Annotated in this window: 17 protein-coding genes; 11 read left to right on the top strand and 6 right to left on the bottom strand. The window is 70.0% G+C overall.

Features of this window, described 5'->3' with window-relative positions:
• Nucleotides 1-107: 107 nt before the first annotated feature.
• Both FH610_RS21705 and FH610_RS21700 read right to left on the bottom strand, forming a co-directional pair.
• Nucleotides 108-1,424: an ABC transporter substrate-binding protein gene (locus FH610_RS21705; RefSeq protein WP_139576351.1), complete on the bottom strand. Its 1,317-nt coding sequence runs from the start codon at nucleotides 1,422-1,424 to the stop codon at nucleotides 108-110.
• A gap of 22 nt (nucleotides 1,425-1,446) precedes the next feature.
• The gene (locus FH610_RS21700; protein ID WP_240809110.1) at nucleotides 1,447-3,711 is read right to left on the bottom strand and encodes a TIM-barrel domain-containing protein; all 2,265 of its coding nucleotides are present in this window, start codon (nucleotides 3,709-3,711) and stop codon (nucleotides 1,447-1,449) included.
• A 176-nt stretch (nucleotides 3,712-3,887) separates the two neighbouring features.
• On the opposite strand from FH610_RS21700, the gene FH610_RS21695 reads away from it, so the two are divergent.
• Both FH610_RS21695 and FH610_RS21690 read left to right on the top strand, forming a co-directional pair.
• Nucleotides 3,888-4,124, top strand: a complete 237-nt coding sequence (locus FH610_RS21695) for a hypothetical protein (protein WP_139576350.1) — start codon at nucleotides 3,888-3,890, stop codon at nucleotides 4,122-4,124.
• 89 nt (nucleotides 4,125-4,213) lie between these two features.
• On the top strand, nucleotides 4,214-5,089 hold the full coding sequence (locus tag FH610_RS21690; protein WP_139576349.1) for a hypothetical protein: 876 nt from the start codon (nucleotides 4,214-4,216) through the stop codon (nucleotides 5,087-5,089).
• A 125-nt stretch (nucleotides 5,090-5,214) separates the two neighbouring features.
• Here FH610_RS21690 and FH610_RS21685 read toward each other — a convergent pair whose 3' ends face one another.
• From FH610_RS21685 to FH610_RS21675, 3 genes are all read right to left on the bottom strand, one after another.
• Nucleotides 5,215-6,306 carry a glycoside hydrolase family 53 protein gene (locus FH610_RS21685; RefSeq protein ID WP_139576348.1) on the bottom strand — a complete coding sequence of 364 codons (1,092 nt, stop codon included), beginning with the start codon at nucleotides 6,304-6,306 and terminating at the stop codon, nucleotides 5,215-5,217.
• Between the two features lie 100 nt (nucleotides 6,307-6,406).
• Nucleotides 6,407-7,567 carry a glycoside hydrolase family 53 protein gene (locus FH610_RS21680; RefSeq protein ID WP_139576347.1) on the bottom strand — a complete coding sequence of 387 codons (1,161 nt, stop codon included), beginning with the start codon at nucleotides 7,565-7,567 and terminating at the stop codon, nucleotides 6,407-6,409.
• 91 nt (nucleotides 7,568-7,658) lie between these two features.
• On the bottom strand, nucleotides 7,659-9,671 hold the full coding sequence (locus tag FH610_RS21675) for a beta-galactosidase (protein ID WP_240809109.1): 2,013 nt from the start codon (nucleotides 9,669-9,671) through the stop codon (nucleotides 7,659-7,661).
• A gap of 207 nt (nucleotides 9,672-9,878) precedes the next feature.
• Here FH610_RS21675 and FH610_RS21670 point away from each other — a divergent pair, with 207 nt between their 5' ends.
• From FH610_RS21670 to FH610_RS21655, 4 genes are read left to right on the top strand one after another with little or no spacing between them, the layout of a single operon-like run.
• Nucleotides 9,879-11,195 carry an ABC transporter substrate-binding protein gene (locus tag FH610_RS21670; RefSeq protein ID WP_139576346.1) on the top strand — a complete coding sequence of 439 codons (1,317 nt, stop codon included), beginning with the start codon at nucleotides 9,879-9,881 and terminating at the stop codon, nucleotides 11,193-11,195.
• 2 nt (nucleotides 11,196-11,197) lie between these two features.
• On the top strand, nucleotides 11,198-12,094 hold the full coding sequence (locus FH610_RS21665; protein WP_139576442.1) for a carbohydrate ABC transporter permease: 897 nt from the start codon (nucleotides 11,198-11,200) through the stop codon (nucleotides 12,092-12,094).
• A complete protein-coding gene (locus FH610_RS21660; RefSeq protein WP_139576345.1) occupies nucleotides 12,094-12,975 on the top strand; it encodes a carbohydrate ABC transporter permease in 882 nt (293 codons plus the stop codon). Before FH610_RS21665 ends, FH610_RS21660 begins: the two co-directional genes overlap by 1 nt.
• A gap of 44 nt (nucleotides 12,976-13,019) precedes the next feature.
• On the top strand, nucleotides 13,020-14,021 hold the full coding sequence (locus tag FH610_RS21655; protein ID WP_139576344.1) for a LacI family DNA-binding transcriptional regulator: 1,002 nt from the start codon (nucleotides 13,020-13,022) through the stop codon (nucleotides 14,019-14,021).
• A 60-nt stretch (nucleotides 14,022-14,081) separates the two neighbouring features.
• On the opposite strand, the gene FH610_RS21650 is transcribed toward FH610_RS21655, so the two are convergent.
• A complete protein-coding gene (locus FH610_RS21650; RefSeq protein ID WP_205825950.1) occupies nucleotides 14,082-14,576 on the bottom strand; it encodes a winged helix-turn-helix transcriptional regulator in 495 nt (164 codons plus the stop codon).
• Nucleotides 14,577-14,682: 106 nt separating this feature from the next.
• Between FH610_RS21650 and FH610_RS21645 the strand changes: the two genes are divergently transcribed.
• The 5 genes from FH610_RS21645 (at nucleotide 14,683) to FH610_RS21630 (ending at nucleotide 18,742) form a co-directional block, all read left to right on the top strand.
• Nucleotides 14,683-16,137: an MFS transporter gene (locus tag FH610_RS21645; protein WP_240809108.1), complete on the top strand. Its 1,455-nt coding sequence runs from the start codon at nucleotides 14,683-14,685 to the stop codon at nucleotides 16,135-16,137.
• A 22-nt stretch (nucleotides 16,138-16,159) separates the two neighbouring features.
• Nucleotides 16,160-17,104 (top strand): RNA polymerase sigma factor SigJ, encoded by a 945-nt coding sequence (gene sigJ / locus FH610_RS21640; RefSeq protein ID WP_240809107.1) that lies wholly within the window; start codon nucleotides 16,160-16,162, stop codon nucleotides 17,102-17,104.
• 2 nt (nucleotides 17,105-17,106) lie between these two features.
• Entirely contained in the window at nucleotides 17,107-17,556 is a 450-nt protein-coding gene (locus FH610_RS21635) for a carboxymuconolactone decarboxylase family protein (RefSeq protein WP_139576341.1), read from the top strand.
• 295 nt (nucleotides 17,557-17,851) lie between these two features.
• Nucleotides 17,852-18,019, top strand: a complete 168-nt coding sequence (locus tag FH610_RS43295; protein WP_167538755.1) for a hypothetical protein — start codon at nucleotides 17,852-17,854, stop codon at nucleotides 18,017-18,019.
• Between the two features lie 87 nt (nucleotides 18,020-18,106).
• Nucleotides 18,107-18,742 (top strand): pyridoxamine 5'-phosphate oxidase family protein, encoded by a 636-nt coding sequence (locus FH610_RS21630; protein ID WP_139576340.1) that lies wholly within the window; start codon nucleotides 18,107-18,109, stop codon nucleotides 18,740-18,742.
• Nucleotides 18,743-18,775 lie beyond the last annotated feature (33 nt).

The following is an 18,775-nucleotide window of genomic DNA, read 5'->3' as shown; positions in this document are numbered from 1 at the left end:
GCAGACCTTTCCAGAGGGGGCCCGGCGGCGGGGACCGGTCAGGCAGCCCCGCCGCCGGGGTCGGAGGGAAAGGCGGGTCCCCTCTGCCGGGGGACCCGCCCGCGACCCTAGTTGCCGATGTCGGCCAGGTTGTCGTTGTACGGCTGGGCGATCTCGTCCAGGACCTCCTCGGGCTTCTTGCTGCCGTTGATCAGTTCCTGGATGCCGGCGACGAGCACGTCGTAGTAGCCGGGAGCCGGCCAGTCAGGGTAGAAGGCCAGGCCGTCCTGCGTCGAGAGCTTGTTGAAGTTCTCGATGAGCTCCTTGTTCTGCGCGTCGGTGATCGCCGTCGGGTCGGCCGCGACCGGGACGCCGCCCGAGTTGCCGAGCAGGTTCTGGATCTCCTTCTTCATCGTGATGTCGATGAAGTCGTAGGCGAGGTCCTTGTTCTTGGACTTCTCGGGCACGACCCACAGGTTGCCGCTGGAGCCCGGGGCGAACTGGCCGGGCCACAGGAACGAGCCCCACTTGAAGCCCTTGATCTCCTCCGCCATCCGGCCGAACCACCAGCTGCCCGACACCATGATCGGGAACTTGCCGCCGATGAACGCCACGCCCATGTCCTCGGCCTTCATACCGGCCGAGTCCTTGCTGATGTAGCCCTTCTTCACCCAGTCGGAGAAGGTCTGGGCCGCGTAGGTGAACTCGGGGCCGTGGAAGTCGACCTTGCCCTTGTAGAGCTCGAAGGAGTCGATCCAGGCGCGGTTGGCCTTGTTCAGCGCGAGCAGGTAGAACAGCTGCTGGGCGGGGTACTCGGCGCCCGCCATCGCGATCGGGGTGGTGCCCTTCTTCGCGAACGCGTCGAGCGCGGCGGTGAACTCGTCGAACGTGGTGGGCACCTTGACGCCCGCCTTATCGAACATGTCCTTGTTGTAGTAGACCATCACGTACTCGCCGTAGTTCGGCACGCCGAACCACTTGCCCGAGCCCATGATGCCCCGCTCGTCGTACTTCGCGGTGGTCTGCAGCGACGGGCTGAGCAGCTTGTCCCAGCCGCGCTTGGTCGCCTGCTCCGTGAGGTCGGTGAGCAGGCCCTGCTTGGACAGCTGACCGGCGGTCGCGTTGCCCTTGTTGTACTCCATGATGTCGGGCGCCTCGTCGGAGTTGAGGACCATCGACGCCGTCTTCTGGATCTGCTCGAAGCCCTTCTCCTCGAACTTCACCTTGACGCCGGGGTGGCTCGCCTCGAACTCCTTCATCGCCTGGGCCCAGGCGGTGCCCATGGCGCTGTTGCCGGTCTCGTAGTGCCAGAGGGTGAGGGTCTTGCCCTCGGCGGAGCCGCCGCTGCCGCTATTGGAATCGTCAGAGGATCCACCGCACGCGCTGAGCGCCAGTGCGGCCGCGGCCAGTGCCGCCACCGCCGCGCTCCTGCCTACTCTGAACATGGTCTTTCTCCAGGGGGTGTGTCTAGTTGATGACGACCGGGGCGCCGGGGCCGACGAACTCGACGCCGTCGATCTGCTTGGGGCCCTCGGCGGTGACGACCAGCCTGTCGCCGTCCCGCACCGCCGTGACCGTCGTGTCCCCGTCCAGGTCCCTGATCGTCGTACGGCTCTCGCGCTCCGGCAGGCCGAAGGCGAGCAGCGAGACCCGGGGGTCGTCGGCCACCGTGTCGCCCGGCTCGGTGACCGGGATCAGCGAGCCGTGCCGTACGAACAGGGGGATCTGGTCGAGCGGCGGCGACACCGTGACGTAACGCCCGCCGTCGACGGCCTCACCCGTCCAGTAGTCCACCCACACCCCCGAGGGCAGGTAGACCTTCCGGGTGCCGTCGGCGGAGGTCATCGGGGCGACGAGCAGGTCGGTGCCGAGAAGGTACTCCAGGTCCGCCTGCCATGCCACCGGGTCGTCCGGGTAGTCGACGCACAGGGCGCGCAGCATCGGCGCGCCCGTCTCGGCCGCGGTGACGGCCGCCGAATAGATGTACGGCATGAGCCGGTAGCGCAGCCGCAGGGCCTCGATGGCGGCCTGCTCGGCGTGCGGCGGAAACTCCCAGGGCTCCCGGGTGGTCGTGCCGTGGAACCGTACGAGCGGGGACAGCGCGGCGAACTGCGACCAGCGGATGTAGAGGTCCGGGCTGGGCGTGCCGGTGAAGCCGCCCGCGTCGTGGCTCCAGAAGGGGATGCCGGACAGGCCGTGCGACAGCCCGCCCCTGATCGTGCTGCCCATCGCGGAGTAGGTGGTGTCGACGTCGCCGCTCCACTGGGCCGAGTGGCGCTGGCCGCCGAGGTAGGACGAACGGGCCCAGACCAGGCCGTGCCCGTTCACCTCGCGGGTCGCGTCCGCGACGATGTCGTTGAACAGCAGCGTGTAGACGTTGTGCAGCTCGGTGCCGGTCATGCCGTTGAAGGCCACGGCGTCGGCGGGGACGCCCTCGGCGAAGTCGGTCTTGAACGCCGCCACGCCCTCGCGCAGGCGGTCGCGCAGCAGCCCCTTGAACCACTCGACGGCCTCGGGGTTGGTGAAGTCGACGATGCCGCAGGCGGGGTAGGAGCCGTGCCAGGTGTCGGCGACGTACGTCTCGCCGTCGGGCCGCTTGAGGAAGTAGCCCTTCTCCGCCGCCTCGGCGAAGGCCGGGCTGAGGTGCGAGATGTAGGAGTTCATCCAGAGGCAGACCTTGAAGCCCTGCTCCTTGAGCGTGGCGAGCATGCCCGCCGGATCGGGGAACGTCTCGGGATCCCACTGGAGATCCGACCAGTGCCCGTCCGCCTGCCAGTAGCAGTCGAGGTGGAGCACGTCGCAGGGGATGCCCCGCTCCCTGATCTTCCTGGCGCGCTCCAGCACGCGCTCCTGGCTGTCCCGGAAGAAGCCCGAGGAGATCCAGGTGCCGAACGCCCACTTCGGCGGCAGCTCCGGCCGGGAGGTCAGCCCGTCGAACCGGTCCAGGACCTCGGCGGGGGTCGGTCCCGCGATCACGTAGTAGTCGATGAGGTCGTCGGGCACGATGATCTGCACGGCGCTGTGCGTGGACTGGCACATGTCGAACTCGACCGGCGTGCCGCTGTCGACGCAGATGCCGTACCCCCTGCTGGACAGGTAGAAGGGCACGTTCTTGTACGCGCGCTGCGACTCGGCCCCGAACGCGTCGAAGTTCCACATGAGCGGGCGCTGGCCGCGCTTGTCGAGCGGCGTGAACGACTCGCCGAAGCCGCCGAACGCCTCGTCCGCCGGGGCCACGAACGTGTCGTGGTAGGCGACGGGGGCGCCGTCCACCGCGGAGCGGCCGAACGGCAGCGTGCGCAGCCGGCCGCTGATGTCGGGGTGGCCAGGGTCCTGCTCCACCAGCGTCCGGCCGGCCCGGTCGGTGAAGCGCAGGTTCCACGGGTTCAGCCGCACCTCGGCCCGCAGCGACCCGGCGTCGACGATCACGCGGCTGTGGCTCGCCTCCACGACGGCCTCGCCGTACTCGCCGGGGGTGACCATCGAGATCGCGCGGGAGGATCGGGTGCGCGCGTCGGGGTCCTCCGACAGGCGCACCCGGATCACCCCCTCACCCGCGACCGTGATCTGCACGACGAGCGTCTCCTCCGCCGAGGTGGAGCCCTTGAGCGTCACGCCCTGCCCGTCGGAGGCCACCACCTCCGCGCTGGTCAGCGCGGACAGGCCCTCCTCGCCCGGCTCGCGCACCGGAAGCTCTGGAGGATCCGCCACGAAGAACTCGCGCGCGATCAATGGGGGACGGTACGGCATTGCGGCACTCCATCGGCTCATCCAGCGATTGTGGAGTTAGTTTGCCGTCCATCCCAACAAAGGTCAATGGGTCGGCGCTCATCCGGATTTGTCCAAGTTATTCCGCTTTATGTCTCATTGGGGTAATGTGACCGCAATCCCCCGTCAAGGTAGGTGACATGGACAGGTTCGTACACGTGATGCCACTCGACGACGCGATCGACCACGAGGGCAGCCCGGAGTGTGTCTGCGGCCCCGGCGGCCAGCCCGTCACCGCCGCCGACCTCGGCGAGCCGGTCCCTCAAACGGAGCGCGACGCAGTCGCACTCGGCTGGTCCCGTCCCGCCGTCGGCGTCATCTATCAGCACCACGCGCTCAGCCCCTGCCGCGAATGGGAGGCCATCCCCGAGCCCTGAGCCGATCCACGCCCCTTAATGGCCGCCAATCACCACCACTTTCGCAAACTCACAGTAATTATCTGACAACAGTCAGTAACGTCTCGGCCATGCCTGGTTTCGATCACGAGATGCCGCTCGAACTCATCCGCAACCGGCCGGAGACCGCGCTGGAGCTGCTGCGCTGCGTGACGGGAGACGACATCCCGCCGCACACCGCCGCCCGCGTGGAGACGGTCGACTGCACCCAGGCGCCGATCGAGTTCCGCGCCGATTCGGTCGTGGTGCTACGGGACGAGACCGGTGCCGCGCTGACGGCCGTGATCGTGGAGGTGCAGCGGAGCAGGGACGCCGGCAAGCGGTTCAGCTGGCCGGTCTACGTCACGACGTTGCGATCCCAGCACAAGTGCGAGACCGCGCTGCTGGTCATCTGCCCGGATCGGTCGATGGCCCGCTGGTGTGAGAGGACGATCCGGCTGGGCCCCAACGGCGCCATCACGCCGCTGGCGATCGATCCCAGCCGCATACCTGTGATCACCAACCCCGACCAGGCCCGCGCCAGCCCGGAACTCGCGGTGCTCTCCGCCGTGGCACACCCCGACGAGGCCGACGACGAGCCGGTGCTGGAGGCGATGCTGGCGGGGCTCGCGACACTGGATCCAGATCGGGCCAGAGTATATTTGAACTACGTGATCAGCTCGCTACATGCTGTGACGGTCAAGCGTCTGGAGGAGATGGTGACCACCATTCAGGACTTCGACTACCTCGGCGAGAAGTACTTCTCCCACTGGCTGGCCAAAGGCGAGGTCAAAGGTGAGGTGAAGGGCGAGATCAAGTCGATCTTCTCGGTGCTGGATGCCCGAGGCCTGGAGATCTCCGACGACGCGCGCGAGCGCATCTGCCAGTGCGATGACCCGAACCAGCTGGACGCCTGGGTCCGTAAGGCCGCCGTCATCACGTCGGCCGACGAGCTGTTCACCGAGTAGTGCTTTGCCCGTGAGCCGATGCACCTGCTCGACATCGGAATGTAGTGATACGGCGTGGTCGTGAGCCCGGCAGCGGGACACCTCGAAGGGTCGCCCTTCGAGGTGTCCCGCTCGGTGTCAGTCCGTTATGGAGTCCACCGGACGTTCGGGTTGAGGTGGCCGGTCCAGTTGAAAACGGCCATGTTGTCCCAGCCGTCGCCGGTGCCGTTGATGTTCGCCGGGTCCCAGCCATTGCCGGGCACCGCGTACCAGGTCGGCTCCCAGTAGAAGACTCCGATGGCACCCGCGTTGCGGGCCGTGTTCTGCACCGCCGCGAACTCGGCGCCCTGACCCTGCCAGGTGAGGCCGTAACCCGCGCATCCCGACGTGACCGAGTTGCCCTCCCAGTCGGCGTTGTCGGCCGTGAACGGGTAGGCCGTCTCGGCGATGACGACCGGCTTGCCGTAACGGGACCGCACGTCCGAGATCACGTTGTAGAGGTTGGACAGCGTGCCGTGCCACATGCAGTAGTACGACAGGCCGGTGATGTCCCAGGACACGCCCTTGGCGCGGATGCCGTCGTAGAACCAGCGGGCGTGTGCGTCGCTGTCCGCGTCCGCCGTATGGATGATCACCTGCGTGCCGGAGTTGCACGCCTTGGTCGCGTTGTAGCCGGCCTTGAGCAGCAGGCTCAGGTTCGTGAAGTCGTTGTTGACGACCTTGCCGTCGTCCCACAGCATGCCGACGTTGATCTCGTTGCCGATCTGCACGCTGTCCGGCGTCGTGCCCTGCGCCTTGAGGCTGGAGCACACGTCGTAGGTGTAGTCGTAGACGTCGGTCTGCAGCTGGCCGATGCCGTGGCTCGCCCAGGCGGCGGGCTTGTACTGCTTGCCGGGGTCCGCCCAGGTGTCCGAGTAGTGGAAGTCGACGAGCAGCTTCAGCCCCTTGGCCTTGACCGTCTTGGCGTACTGCAGGACCTTGGCCTTGTTGTTGTAGCCGCTGACGGGGTTGTTCCAGATCCGCAGGCGGACGTAGTTGACGCCGATTCCCTTGAGGATGTCCAGCGGGTCCCTCTGTGCGCCGCCCGCGTCGTAGTACTTCGCGCCCAGGTCGAGGGAGCGCTGCACGGACGAGACGTCGGCTCCGAGCATGGTCAGTGTGGTGGCGGCGTGCGCCGGTTGCCCGGCGGTGAGAGCCGCCGCGGCGCACAGGACAAGCGCCGCGAGGATCTTTCTCATGGTTCCTCCGCTCAGGAGAGGATCTGATGGACGCCCCCGAACCCCCGAACCCTCCCCGCGACGTGGTCAGGTCGTCGCGGGGAGGGAGACCATGTCCGCGCTACCGGCGGGCGAACTCCCGCAGCGCGGGCAGCGCCCGGTCGTCGAAGCCGAACAGAGCCTGGTTCTCCCAGGCGTTGCCCGACGCCGGGTCGGCGGGATCCCAGCCGTTGCCCTTCACCCCGGTCCAGGTGGCCTCCCACCAGAACGCCCCCAGCCCGCGCCCGCCGGGCACCGCCCTGACGATGTTCATCAGGTCGCGGACGAACGCCGCCTGGCCCGCGGGGGTGGCCGGATATCCGGCGTACGGCTCGGCGGAGGTGACGATGTTCTCCCAGCCGTCGTCGTCGCCCGTGGTGAACGGGTAGGCAGTCTCGGCCACCACGACCGGCTTGCCGTACCGGGCGGCGACGTCGTTCAGGTTGGCCTGGAACGCGGCGAGCGTGCCGTGCCAGTACGGGTAGTACGACAGGCCGATCACGTCGTAGCGGACGCCGTTGGCCGCGGCGTTGTCGAACCACCACCGGTAGAGGCCGTTGTCGCCGCCGTTCGCGAGGTGCAGCACGACCTTGGTGTCGCCGGAGACCGCCTTGACCGCGTCGTATCCCGCGTTGAGCAGGGCGGCGAGCTGCGGCCAGTTGTCCCAGCGGCCGTCGGGCCACAGCAGACCGCCGTTGAGCTCGTTGCCCACCTGCACCATGTCGGCCGTCGTGCCCTGCGCCTTCAGCGCGCTCAGCACGTCGTAGGTGTGGTCGTAGAGCGCCTGCTTCAGCTCGTCGAACGACAGCGACTCCCACGCGGCGGGCTTGTTCTGCTTGCCGGGGTCGGCCCAGGAGTCGGAGTAGTGGAAGTCCACGAGCAGGCCCATGCCGAGGGCCTTGGCCCGCTTCGCGACCGCCAGCACCTGACCCCTGCCGTTGTAGCCGTCGGCGGGGTTCACCCACACCTTGAGCCGGATGTAGTTCAGCCCGCCGTACCGCAGGATCGCCAGCGCGTCGCCCCGCCGCCCGTTGGCGTAGCGGTACGCCCCGCCGAGCGCCTCGGACTTGGCGAGGCTCGACACGTCGGCGCCCCTGATCGCGAGCGGGGGCCCGCCGTCCGGCCTGCGGCCGCCGGCGTCCGAAACCGCGGCGTGCGCGGGCGCCGCGGCGGTGAACGGTGTGGTGAGCGGAGTGAGGAGTGCGGTGGCCGCGCACAGCAGGGCCGCCAGGTGTCGAACCATCGGATCCTCCGGTCAGGAGAGGACGTCAGCGGAAATCCCCCGGATCCCCGGCACCGCGCCGCCGGTCAGGTGCGGCACGGCGCCGGGGCGCTCATGTGCGGACGACCACGACGCCCCCGGCGGGCACCGTCGCCGAACCGCCGTACGCGGCGCCGTCGAGCACGCCGGTGCCCGTCACCCCGTCCACCGTCACCGGCGCGTCCGCGTGGTTGATGAGGAACAGGTGGTCGCCCCTCCGTACGAGTTCCAGCGTGTCGGGCAGGCCGCGCGGCCGGGACACACCCGCGTGGTCGAGAACCCCCGCGACGAGCGCGCGCAGGCCGGACTCGGCGTCCAACGCGGTGGACACATACCACGCGCTGCCCGCGCCCAGGTCGTGCCGGGTGACGGCGGGATGTCCGGCGTCGGGCCCGTCGGCGAACTCGTGCACGGCCCGCGCCCCCGCGAGCCGCACCCGCTCGGACCAGATCCGGCCGGTCGCGCCGTGCTTGGATGACTCGGGCCCGGACGACTTCGGCGGCCGCAACGCGACCGTCTCGTGCCCGCGAAGCGGGTGGAACTCCTCGACTGCCACGCCAAGCACCTCTCGCAGCGCCCCGGGGTACGGCCCCGGGTGGATGGTGTCGTTCTCGTCCACAATGCCGGAGAAGTACGACACGAGCAGGTGTCCGCCCGCCTCCACGTAGCGGTGCAGGTTCTTCGCCGGCGCCTCGCCGATCAGGTAGGAGCTGGGCGCGACGACCAGCCGGTAGGGCGACAGGTCGGCCGACGGGTGCACGAAGTCGACGGTGACGTGCTCGCGCCACAGCGCCTCGTAGTAGGCCTCGATCCGTTCCCGGAAGCGCAGGTCGGCCGAGGGCCGCCACTCGAATTCGAGCGCCCAGTAGGACTCCCAGTCCCACACCACCGCTACCTCGGCCGTCACCCGCGCGCCCCTGACCCCGGCGAGCCTGCCGAGGTCCGCGCCGAGCGCGACCACGTCGCGCCAGATCCGGGAGTCGGTCCCGGCGTGCGGCACCATCGCCGAGTGGAACTTCTCCGCGCCGTATCGGGAGGCGCGCCACTGGAAGAACATCGCCGAGTCCGAGCCGCGCGCCACGTGGGCGAGGGTGTTGCGGCGCATCTCCCCCGGCCGCTTGGCGAGGTTGCGCGGCTGCCAGTTGACCGCGCCCGTCGAGTGTTCCATCAGCATCCAGGGGCGTCCCCCGGCCACCGACCGGGTCAGGTCGGCGGCCATGGCGAGCTCGATGTGCGGATCGGCTCGGGCCGAGTCGAGGTAGTGGTCGTTGGCCACCACGTCGACCTCCGCCGCCCAGCGCCAGTAGTCCATGGGCTTGCAGTTGGGGATCATGAAGTTGGTCGTGACGGGCAGGTCGCTGAACCGCCGGATCGTCTCGCGCTCCCTGCGGAAGCAGGCGATGTGCGCGTCGACCGAGAACCGCATGAAGTCGAGCTGGAGCCCGGTGAGCAGGCCGACCGGCGCGGTGACGGGCGGCTCGACCTCCTCGAACGAGCCATAGGTCAGCCCCCAGAAGGTGGTGCCCCAGGCGGCGTTGAGCGCGCCCACGTCCCCGTACCTGTCCCGCAGCCAGGCGCGGAACGCCTCGGCCGACGCCGGGCAGTAGCAGTGGGCGTTGGCCCAGCCGTACTCGTTGTGCACGTGCCACATCGCCAGGGCGGGGTGGCCGGCGTACCGCGCGGCGAGGGCGGCGACGATCCGCTCGGACGCCGCGGCGTAGTCGGGCGAGCTCGGGCAGAAGCTGTGCCGCGAACCGCCGCCGAGCACGTGGCCCTCCCTGTCCACGAGGCGGCTGCCGGGGTAACGGCGGCGAAACCACGTGGGCGGCGAGGAGGTGGGGGTGGCGAGGTCGGCGTACACCCCGGCCGAGTGGAGCAGGTCCAGGATCCGGTCGAGCCGGGAGAAGTCGTACTCGCCCTCCCGCGGCTCGATCAGTCCCCAGTTGAAGACGCCGACGGTGACCAGGTTCACCCCGGCCTCGCGCATCAGGCGAACGTCCTCCCGCCACACCTCCTCCGGCCACTGCTCGGGGTTGTAGTCCCCGCCGTAGGCGAGGCCCTCGGGCAGGACGGGATATCCGGGCACGTCTCTCCCCTCGATTCTGCTTCTGTGAACGTGCACAGTAGCGCAGAACCGTCTCTCCGAGAAGGTTTGACCGATTCGCGCTGATCAGTGAGGGTCGCTAACAACCGCGTAACGACCATTGACAGCGCGGAATGGAGCTTTCAGTCTGTGAACGCTCCCAGACAGCCCAGCCTCTTACCCCCCTCCCCCACCTGCCTGGAGGAACATATGCGCGTGAACCGGTTAGCAGTGGCGGCGGTCGCGATCCTCACCGCCGCGCTCTCGACGGCCTGCTCGGGCGGCTCGGACGAGCCGTCCACCCAGACCGCGAGCCAGAGCGCGGCGCCGGCCGGCCCGGTGAAGCTGACCTACTGGACCTGGGTCCCGAACATGGACAAGATCGTCGCGGTGTGGAACCAGGCCCACCCCGACATCCAGGTCACGGTCAGCAAGCAGGCGGGGGGCGACGACGCGGCGGCCAAGTTCCTCACCGCCGCCAAGGCGGGCAACCCGCCCGACCTGGTCCAGGCCGAGTATCAGATGCTGCCCTCCTTCGTCGCCGCCGACGCGGTGGCCGATCTGAAGGCGGAGACCGCGCAGGCGAAGGCCGAGTTCGGCGAGGGCATCTGGGGGCTGGTGACCCTCGGCACCGACGCCGTCTACGCGGTCCCCCAGGACAGCGGGCCGATGATGCTCTACTACCGCAAGGACCTGTTCGAGAAGTACGGCATCGAGGTGCCGAAGACCTGGGACGAGTACGCCGAGGCCGCCCGCACCGTGCACAAGAAGGACCCCAAGGTCTTCCTGGGCACGTTCTCCAGCAAGGACCCGGGCTCGTTCGCCGGGCTCGCCCAGCAGGCGGGCGCGCAGTGGTGGTCGATCAGCGGCGACGCCTGGAAGGTCGCCATCAACGACGAGCCCACCAAGAAGGTCGCCTCCTACTGGGGCGACCTGGTGAAGGAGGGCGTCATCGACGGCATGCCCTACTTCACTCCCGAGTGGAACAAGGCGCTCAACGACGGCAAGCTGCTCACCTGGCCGTCTGCCGTGTGGGGCCCGGGCGTGCTGTCGAGCAACGCGCCGAAGGCCAAGGGCAAGTGGGCCATCGCCCCGCTGCCGCAGTGGAACGCGGGTGAGAACCACAGCGGCTTCTGGGGCGGCTCCTCCACCGCCGTCGCCGCCAAGTCGCCGAACAAGGCGGCCGCCGCGACGTTCGCCACCTGGCTGAACACCGACCCGCAGGCGCTCGGACTGCTGATCAAGGAGGGCGCGGTCTACCCGGCCTCCGCCAAGGGCGCCGCGCTGATGACCGAGGCTCCCGACTACTTCTCCAACCAGCCCGACTTCTGGCAGCAGGCCGCCTCCATCGGTGCCACCGCCCGCGGCTTCACCTTCGGCCCCAACGTGGGCGTGACGTACAACGCCTACAAGGACGCCTTCGACAAGGCCGTCGCCGCCAAGTCCGACTTCGCCGCCGCCGTGCAGAGCATGCAGGAGGCCACGGTCGCCGACATGCAGAAGTCCGGCTTCACCCTCGCGCAGTGACGATGGGATCTCCGAAGAAGGGCGCCCGCGCCGGCCGCGCGGGCGCCGTGCCCTACCTGTTCCTCGCCCCGGCGATGGCGCTGTTCGCGCTCTTCATGGCCCTGCCCATCGGCTACACGATCTATCTGAGCCTGCGGCGCACCAAGGTCTCCGGCCTGGGCCTCGGCAAGGGGGCCCGCACGGAGGTCTTCGCCGGGCTCGCCAACTACGCCGCCGCCGCCGGCGACGGCGAGCTGTGGGCCGGCTGGCTGCGCGTCCTCGCGTACGGAGCCCTCGTGCTCGTGCTGATGCTGGGGCTCGCCCTCGTGTTCGCGCTGATGCTCGACGCGGCGCACGTGCGGCTCGCCCGCCTCACCCGGATCTCGATCTTCCTGCCGTACGCCGTGCCGGGCGTGGCGGCGACGCTGATGTGGGGCTTCCTCTACCTGCCCAGCCTCAGCCCGTTCGGCGAGCACCCGTTCCTGAGCACCGACCTGGTGACGTTCTCGATGGCGAACGTGGCGGTCTGGGGAGGCACCGGCTTCAACATGCTGGTGCTCTACACGAACCTGCGGGCCGTGCCGCGGGAGTACTACGAGGCGGCCAGGATCGACGGCGCGAGCGAGCTGGGCATCGCGCTGCGCATCAAGATCCCGATCCTGGTGCCGTCGATCATCCTGACCACGGTGTTCTCCGTCATCGCGACCGTCCAGGTGTTCACGGAGCCGACCACCCTGCGGCCGCTGACGAACACGATCAGCTCGACCTGGAGCCCCTTGATGAAGGTGTACCGCGACGCGTTCGTCACCGGCGACCTGTACTCGGCCGCCGCGACGTCCATGGTGATCGCCGGGATCTCCCTCGTGCTGTCGTTCGGCTTCCTGCGGGTCGTGAAGAACCACGCGTTCGGGGAGGGCTGATGACCGCCACCGCACTGCCGAGGACCCGCGGGCACGCCCGCCCGTCGCCGCGCCGCCCGCTGGGGATCGTGCCCACCGGGGTGCTCGTGCTGGGCGCGATCTACACCCTGTTCCCGGTGAGCTGGGTGGTGGTCGCCGCCACCAAGTCCAAGGCCGAGCTGTTCTCCACCTCGACCTTCGCGCCCGGCACCGGCCTGCTGTCCAACCTGGGCGACCTGTTCGCCTACCGCGACGGCGTCTTCTGGCTCTGGCTGCTCAACACCGTCCTGTACGCCGGGGGCGGCGCGGTGCTGTCGACCGCGGTGTCCACGATCTCGGGGTACACGCTGGCGAAGTACTCCTTCCCCGGTCGCGGCCTGATCTTCAACCTGCTCATCGGCGGCATCCTGGTGCCGTCGGTCGTGCTGGCGATCCCGCAGTATCTGCTGTTCTCCAAGGCCGGCCTGGCCGACACGTACTGGTCGGTGCTGCTGCCCCAGATCCTGCATCCGTACAGCATCTATCTGGCCAGGATCTACTCGCAGGCGGCGATCCCCGGCTCGCTGCTGGAGGCGGGCCGGCTGGACGGCGCGGGCGAGTGGCGGCTGTTCCGCCGGGTGGCGCTGCCGCTGCTGACCCCGGGCATGGTGACCATCTTCCTGTTCCAGTTCGTCGCGATCTGGAACAACTTCCTGCTGCCGTTCATCATGCTGGGCGACGACCACAAGTTCCCGCTGACGGTCGGCCTCTACACGCTGCTCGCCGCGGGCGCCAACCAGCCGTCGCTGTACAACCTGATCATCACGGGGACGATGCTGTCGCTCATCCCGCTGATCGCGCTGTTCCTCACGATGCAGCGCTATTGGCGTACGGACCTGTCCGGCGGGGCCGTGAAAAGCTGACGAGCACGGGGAAACACGCTGATCGGCGGGGGGACAATACGACCATGGCGAAGCGTCCGACCATTCACGACGTGGCCGCGGCGGCGGGCGTCTCCCGGGGCACCGTGTCCCGGGTGCTCAACGACGACCGGTACGTGAGCCCCGCCGCCCACGCCGCCGTCCGCCGCGCCATCGCCGAGACCGGCTACATCGTCAACCGCAACGCCCGCAGCCTGGTCACCCAGCGGACCGGGTCGGTGGTGATGGTGCTGTCGGAGCCGCACGAGAAGGTCTTCGAGGACCCGAACTACAGCACCACCATCCGCACGGCGATCCGGCGGCTCGGCGAGCGGGACGTCTCCCTGGTCATCATGCTGGCGGGGGACGACGGCGACCGCGAGCGCGTCGTCCGCTATGTGCGCGGCGGCCACGCCGACGGCGTGCTGCTGATGTCCACGCACGCGGGCGACCCGCTGGTGGACGAACTGGAGTCGCTGCGCATCCCGGCCGTGGCCTGCGGCGCGGTGATCGGCAAGGAGAACGTCATCCCCTACGCGGCGGCCGACGACCGCGAGGGCGCCCGGCAGATGACCCGCTACATGGTCGAGCAGGGCCGCAGGAAGATCGCCACGATCACCGGCCCGATGGACACCCCAGGCGGCATCCAGCGCCTGGAGGGCTTCGCCGACGTGCTCGGCAGGAAGGCCTCCAGAAAGCTGATCGAACACGGCGACTGGACCCAGCTCAGCGGCGAGAGCGCGATGGCGCGGCTGCTCGAGCGCACACCCGACCTCGACGCGGTCTTCGTGGCCTCCGACCTCATGGCGGCCGGCGCGCTGTCCACGCTGCGTGCGGCCGGACGCCGGGTGCCCGGCGACGTGGCCGTGGGCGGCTTCGACGACTCGTCCGTCGCCGCCACCACGCATCCGCCGCTCACCACGATCCGCCAGCCGCTCGCCGACGTCGCGGAGGAGACCGTACGGCTGCTGCTCGCGCTCGTCGACGGAGGCGGCCCGGTGGACCCGGTGATCCTGCCCACCCGTCTCATCGTGCGGGAGTCGGCCTGAGACCACGTCGCGTCCCCGGCCGGCCCGTGCTCGCCCTGGTTCGGGCACCTTCGCCGGCGGTCAGCCCCTGATCGGCAGGGCCGCGCGGGCGACGGCCCGGCGTTCGGCCTCTTCGCGCTCGGCGGCCTCCTGCTCGGCGGCCACGCGCCGGTCGTACGCGGCGCGGGCCGCGGCGATGGCGTTCTGGTGCTCCTCGGTCCAGACGACCAGGGCACGGATGGTGGCGTGCAGAGTCGCGCCCATCGGCGTCAGCGCGTAGTCCACGCGCGGCGGGACGGTCGGGTGCACCGTGCGGCTCACCAGCCCGTCGCGTTCGAGATGCCGCAGCGTGCGGGCCAGCATCCGCTGGCTGACCCCGTCGATCGCGCGGCGCAGCTCGGTGAAGCGCAGGCTCCGCTTGTCGAGCAGCGCGATCACCAGGAGCGACCACTTGTCGGCGATGCGGTCGAGGATCTGCCGCACCTCGCAGTCCGCGCGCTGGTCCCATTGGAGGACGTCGTCGTCGACGCCGGTATTCGCGCAGTAACCGAGGGACTCGAAAGTGCCGTCTTCCATGGTCACCGATGGTGCCTGAGGATGCAGTCGGTTACAAGAGGGAACCGGCAGGCACTCGGGGAACCGCTCCGGGACCGGTTCCCCGACGAGATGGAGCCGGACCCCGATGTCTGATTCCACGGGCGGAATCGCCGCCCGGCACCCCGCCCGCATGACCGGACGCGCGTGGGGCGTGCTGCTGGTGTTGTGCGGCGCGATCTTCCTGGAGGGGATCGACGTCGCGATGCTGAACGTGGCGCTGCCGTCGATCCGGGCCGACCTGGGCCTGTCCACCGGGACGCTCAGCGGCGTGGTCAGCGCCTACGTGCTCGGCTACGGCGGGTTCATGCTGCTCGGCGGGCGAGCCGCCGACCTGCTGGGCCACCGGCGGATGTTCCTGCTGTGGCTGGCCGTCTTCCTGATCTTCTCCGGGCTCGGCGGGTTCGCCACGCAAGGCTGGATGCTGCCGGCCGCACGGTTCGTCACAGGGGTCGCGGCCGCGTTCATGGCACCCGCCGGGTTGGCGCTGGTCACGTCCAACTTCCCGGAGGGACCGATGCGCACCAAGGCCCTCGGCGTGTACGCGGGCACGGCGGCGGGCGGGTTCTCGCTCGGCCTGGTCGCCGGCGGCGTGCTGACCGCGTTCGGCTGGCGGTGGGTGTTCTTCGCGCCGGTCATCCTGTCGGCGCTGATCCTGGGGGCGGCGCTGGTCCTCGTCCGCGACACGGGTGGCGAGCGGCCCTCGGGCGGCTTCGACCTGGCGGGGGCGTTCGTCGTCACGGGGGCCATGTTGCTGCTGGTCTACGGGATGGTCCGGTTGGAACACCCCGGCGACGGCCCCGGCCTGACCGCCGGCGCCATCGCGGCGGGGCTGGCGCTGCTGGGGCTGTTCGTCGCGATCGAGCGCCGATCGTCGTCGCCCTTGGTGCGGCTGGGCATCCTGCGCACCGCGCCACTGGTGCGGGTGAACGCGGCGGCGCTGCTGTTCCTGTTCGCGTTCGCGGGGTTCCAGTTCCTGATCACCCTGTATCTCCAGGAGTGGCGTGGCTGGAACGCGATGCAGACCGGCCTGGCCATGCTGGTGATCGGGATCGACACGGTGCTCGCGCCGACGCTGACGCCGCGGCTGGTGAACCGCTTCGGCAACGCCCGGGTGCTGTTCGGCGGCATCGTCCTCGCGGCGGTCGCGTACGCGCTCTTCCTGCCCGTGGGGATGGACTGGACCTACGCCGCCATGCTTCCGGCACTGCTCCTGCTCGGCCTGTCCTTCTCCCTGGCGTACGGCCCGCTGACCATGGCCGCGACGGAGGGCGTCGACGAGGACGAGCACGGCCTGGCGGGCGGCCTGCTCTACACGGCGATGCAGTTCGGCACGGCGCTCGGGCTGTCGGCCGTCACCGCCGTCAGCGTCGCGGCCGGGTCGGGGCCGGACGCGCTGCGGACCGCGCTGGTCGTCCCGGTGGCGGCGGCGGTGCTCGGCGCGGTCGTCGTCGCGTTCGGCCTCCGCGCCCCCGGCGGATCCTGGGCACCGGCGCAGGAGGCGCCGCGAGGGCGGCCGCTGCAGACGGATGTCACACACTGAGGGGATGTCTCGTCCTCAGGGTGTGAACGACCATGACGGCGGAGTGGTTACCGGCCTGGACGCCGAGTTCCAGGCGATGCGGCCCCGGCTGCTCGGGGTCGCGTACGGGCTGCTCGGCAGCCTCGACGAGGCCGAGGACGTCGTGCAGGACGCCTGGATGCGGCTGCGGTCCGCCACGGCCGCCGACGGGGGCGAGGAGATCGGGGACGTGACCGGCTGGCTGGTGGTCACGGTCTCCCGGCTCGCTCTCGACGTGCTGCGCTCGGCGCGGCACCGCAGGGAGGAGTACGTGGGGCAGTGGCTGCCCGAGCCGGTTCTCACCGGGCCCGTTCCCACCGGCCCCGTTCTCACCGGGACGGCGCCGGACCCCGCGGAACGGGTGACCCTGGACGAGTCGCTGAGCATGGCGATGCTCGTCGTGCTGGAGTCGCTCAGCCCGGCCGAGCGGACGGCGTTCGTGCTGCACGACGTGTTCGGCCTGACGTTCGCCGAGGTGGGCGAGGCGGTCGGGCGCAGTCCCGCGGCCTGCCGGCAGCTCGCCGCCCGGGCGCGCGCGCACGTCGCGTCGCGCGCGCCCCGGTTCGACGTGGACCCCTCCGAACACCGGCGGGTGGTGCACGCCTTCGCCCGGGCGTGCCTCGGCGACGACATGGACGCGTTGGTCGCGCTGCTCGACCCGGACGTCGTGTTCCGCAGCGACGGCGGCGGCCGGGTGCGCGCCGGGAGGCGTCCCGTCTTCGGCGCGGCCAAGGTGGCCAGGCTGCTGTTCGGCATCCAGAGGTTCGGCCCGTTCGAGCTGGTCCCCGCCGTGGTGAACGGCTGGCCGGGCCTGCTGCGCTACCGCGGCGACCGGCTGGTCGCCGTGCTCGGCCTCACCGTCGCGGAGGGCCGGGTCACCGCCGTCGACATGGTCCTGAACCCCGAGAAACTCGCCCGCGTGACGCGGGCCGACGAGACGAGGAGATGACGATGACCCAGCGGATCAACGTCCGCGAGCTGGCTCCCGAAGCGTACCGGGCCATGCTCGGGGTGGAGCGTTTCCTGCACGGGTGCGACGTGCCCCCCGCCACCCTGGAACTCGCCAAGATCCGGGCCAGCCAGATCAACGGCTGCGCCTTCTGCCTGGACATGCACTTCCGGGATGCCAAGAAGGCCGGGGAGAGCGACGAGCGCCTGTGGTCGGTGGCCGCCTGGCGGGAGGCGCCCTACTACACGGACGCCGAGCGGGCCGCGCTCGCGCTGACCGAGGCCGCGACCCGGCTCGCCGACCGGTCCGACCCCGTCCCGGACGAGATCTGGGCGGATGCGGCCAAGCACCACTCCGATGAGCAACTGGCCGCGCTGGTCGTCGCCATCGCGCAGATCAACGCCTGGAACCGGCTCTGTGTCGTGAGCCGCAAGGTGCCCGGCTCCCTCTGAGTGAAAACGGGAGGACGGCGGCACGCGGGGCGAATAGTCTGCGTAACGTCATGGAAGGAGGAAGGGCCATGAGACGTAGCACGATCCGCAGGCCCCGCCGCGTCCGTCGTCCCGTCGCCGATCTCGACCTGCGCACCCCCTCCGGCCGGCCGCTTCCGTACTGAGCCGTGCTTCCAGAGGCCCTCGCGCCTCCAGAGGCATATGTGACACGGGAGGCTTTACGCCCCTTTTACCGAGCCTCCGGTATCTATACCGGGAAAGGTCACGGAACCATCACGGTCGGGGGGAAACGAACATGGTCACGGTGGTGCCGTCGCTCGCCAAGGTCAGGGACATCAGGACCGCGCTGCGCCGCAGGCCCGCGCGGGACAGGAGAGACCGGAAGATCGTCGATCTCAAGGCCTACACGGGCGGGAACGTCATCCGGTTCCCGAGGACGTCCGGGCCGACGTCCGCCGCCTGAGCCGGTCCTTCCGCAGCGATCCACGACACGGCCCGCCCGGCAACCCTGCCGGGCGGGCCGAGGCTTTTACTGGTTAAATGTCGCTTCATGAGTGATCTGTCCGCAACCGAGCGGACCCGGCACCGCCGGTTGCGGGAGCAGGGCCGCACCGACCGGGAGGCGCTGTTCGAGGTGCTCCGGGCCGGGTTCGTCTGTCACCTCGGCGTCGTCGTGGACGGCGACCCCATGGTGGTGCCGACGGTGTACGGCTTCGACGACGACCATCTGTACGTGCACGGCTCGGTGGCGAGCCGCAGCCTCACCCGCGACACGACGGTCTGCGTGACGATCACACACGTCGACGGCCTCGTGCTGGCCCGGTCGGTCTTCGAGCACGGCGTGAACTACCGCAGTGCGATGATCTACGGCGTGCCGCGCGTACTGGAGGGCGACGAGAAGCTCGCCGCCCTGCGGTGCCTGACCGAGCACGCCACCCCCGGCCAGTGGGACTACGCCCGGCAGCCGAACCGCAAGGAACTGGCCGCGACGACGATCCTCGCGGTCCCGCTCGCCGAGGCGTCGGTCAAGGTGCGCGAGGGCCACCCCGAGGACGCCGGCGACCCGCATGACGTGTGGGCCGGGATCCTGCCGCTCACCCGGTCGTGGCAGGCTCCCGTGACCGAACCGCAGGCCGCCGCACATCCCGTCCCGCCGCACATCCTCGCCCGCACCACACCCCACTGACCGCGACGCTCCGCACCCGGTGGCGGCGGGCCG

Source organism: Microbispora catharanthi (assembly GCF_006334915.2).
Lineage (GTDB): Bacteria > Actinomycetota > Actinomycetes > Streptosporangiales > Streptosporangiaceae > Microbispora > Microbispora catharanthi.
This window is presented reverse-complemented; position numbering and strand designations above follow the sequence as displayed.

Coding starts and splice junctions, on each gene's coding strand:
- FH610_RS21705 (WP_139576351.1), bottom strand. CDS start 1,424: ATGTTCAGAGTAGGCAGGAGCGCGGCGGTGGCGGCACTGGCCGCGGCC.
- FH610_RS21695 (WP_139576350.1), top strand. CDS start 3,888: ATGGACAGGTTCGTACACGTGATGCCACTCGACGACGCGATCGACCAC.
- FH610_RS21690 (WP_139576349.1), top strand. CDS start 4,214: ATGCCTGGTTTCGATCACGAGATGCCGCTCGAACTCATCCGCAACCGG.
- FH610_RS21685 (WP_139576348.1), bottom strand. CDS start 6,306: ATGAGAAAGATCCTCGCGGCGCTTGTCCTGTGCGCCGCGGCGGCTCTC.
- FH610_RS21680 (WP_139576347.1), bottom strand. CDS start 7,567: ATGGTTCGACACCTGGCGGCCCTGCTGTGCGCGGCCACCGCACTCCTC.
- FH610_RS21670 (WP_139576346.1), top strand. CDS start 9,879: ATGCGCGTGAACCGGTTAGCAGTGGCGGCGGTCGCGATCCTCACCGCC.
- FH610_RS21665 (WP_139576442.1), top strand. CDS start 11,198: ATGGGATCTCCGAAGAAGGGCGCCCGCGCCGGCCGCGCGGGCGCCGTG.
- FH610_RS21660 (WP_139576345.1), top strand. CDS start 12,094: ATGACCGCCACCGCACTGCCGAGGACCCGCGGGCACGCCCGCCCGTCG.
- FH610_RS21655 (WP_139576344.1), top strand. CDS start 13,020: ATGGCGAAGCGTCCGACCATTCACGACGTGGCCGCGGCGGCGGGCGTC.
- FH610_RS21650 (WP_205825950.1), bottom strand. CDS start 14,576: ATGGAAGACGGCACTTTCGAGTCCCTCGGTTACTGCGCGAATACCGGC.
- FH610_RS21645 (WP_240809108.1), top strand. CDS start 14,683: ATGTCTGATTCCACGGGCGGAATCGCCGCCCGGCACCCCGCCCGCATG.
- FH610_RS21635 (WP_139576341.1), top strand. CDS start 17,107: ATGACCCAGCGGATCAACGTCCGCGAGCTGGCTCCCGAAGCGTACCGG.
- FH610_RS43295 (WP_167538755.1), top strand. CDS start 17,852: ATGGTCACGGTGGTGCCGTCGCTCGCCAAGGTCAGGGACATCAGGACC.
- FH610_RS21630 (WP_139576340.1), top strand. CDS start 18,107: ATGAGTGATCTGTCCGCAACCGAGCGGACCCGGCACCGCCGGTTGCGG.